This is a genomic window from Xenorhabdus szentirmaii DSM 16338, from assembly GCF_002632585.1.
GTDB classification, from domain to species: Bacteria; Pseudomonadota; Gammaproteobacteria; order Enterobacterales; family Enterobacteriaceae; genus Xenorhabdus; species Xenorhabdus szentirmaii.
Genome location: NZ_NIBV01000018.1, coordinates 1 through 1,428, shown reverse-complemented (window position 1 = coordinate 1,428; position 1,428 = coordinate 1). Strand labels below are relative to the sequence as shown.

The 1,428-nt window shown below is 63.9% G+C and carries 1 protein-coding gene; it reads right to left on the bottom strand.

Annotation, left to right across the window (positions count from 1 at the left end):
* The coding region (locus tag Xsze_RS21380) for a toprim domain-containing protein (protein WP_143707616.1) at positions 1–1,428 on the bottom strand (1,428 nt) is incomplete at both ends.

Here is a 1,428-nt window from a genome sequence, read left to right as displayed (position 1 = left end):
CGGAGCTTGCAGCAACGCTAAGGCGGCCGCCCGCTCATCGGCGCTCAGTTCAGGCTGCACGGCTTGGGGGGCTTCTCCCTGCTGCTGCCCCTGTTCGACGGCCAGCAATACCTGCCCCAAAGCGCGGCGGATATCCCCTTCAGCCAGTCCCAGCTCAGCGGCGGCCAGCCGCGCATACCCCTGACGGCTGCGGGCGCTCAGCAAATCCAGACTGTCCACGAACATCACGCCACTTTGCGTGTCCACGACCTGCGCATTGAGTTTCAGGGCAACCGCCCCCGCCTTGACCGAACCTAAGCCTCGCACCGTCCAGCGCAGCGAACCCAGCGAGATAAGCAACTCCCCGGTGGCAGCCATTTCCCACACCACACCGGGCACGGGCAGTGGTGCCGCCGGCAGCGCCGCGACCTCAGCGGCTAAAGGGGAAAGCGGGGCAGGCGCTGATGACAGGCTTTCCGCCACTTCCGCTATTTCAACCTCACGGGCGGCCTGCATCGGCACGGCACCCTCAATCAGCAACGAGAAGGCGGTTTCCGGTTCGGCCAGCTGGCACAGATATTCATTCGCATCCATCTCTGGCGGGAACACCACCCGTAACGGCGCAATGCCGTTAGCGAGCAGCGCGGCCGCCAGTTTCACCGCCGCGTCATTGCCTGCGCTGTCATTGTCGAACGCGATCAGCACCTGCCGGATGCCGTGTTGTTCGAACGCCTGCCAGTGCTCTTCGGTCACGCCATTGACCCCATAGGCGGCGGTGACATTGTGGTGCCCCGCGACCCAGAACGACATCGCATCGATCAGTGATTCACACAGGATGAGCGATTTTGACGCCCGCAGTGCCTGCCCGTTCCAGACCCCGCGATGCGCCCCCGGCAGATAGAGATGCATGGGCGTGCCGTCGCGCAACCGCTCGCCGATTTTACGCCCGTACAGCTCCCGAACCTGACCTTCTGCGTCGATCACCGGCACAACCAGCGAACCGACAAAATGTTCATGCCCGGACTCGCGCATGATGCCAGAGTCCCGCAGGCGGCGGCGGAGCGCCTCACCCGCTTTCACTTTTTTCGGGGGCAGACGGTAAGCCAGCGTGCGGTTGGCAAAACCCAGCTTAAACTGCGCGACCAGTTCCGGATGGTGCAGCCGCCGCCTGGCCAGATAATCCTGTGCTTCCGGCGCGCTCAGCAGCGTATGGTGATAGAACTCAACCACCCGGTGCAGCAGCGCCTGCCGCCCGTTCTCATCGTCTGCCAGCACCTCCGGCTCAGTGGGGGCAACCAGCGGCGCAACCGTGGGGCTGCCGCCCAGTTTCCCGCGCAGGTGCTCAACCGCATGACGCAGGCTCAACCCTTCAGTTTTCATCACCCAGTCCAGCACCGAGCCGCCGGCATCGCAGCCGAAGCAGTGATAAAGGTTTTTTGACGGTGTGAT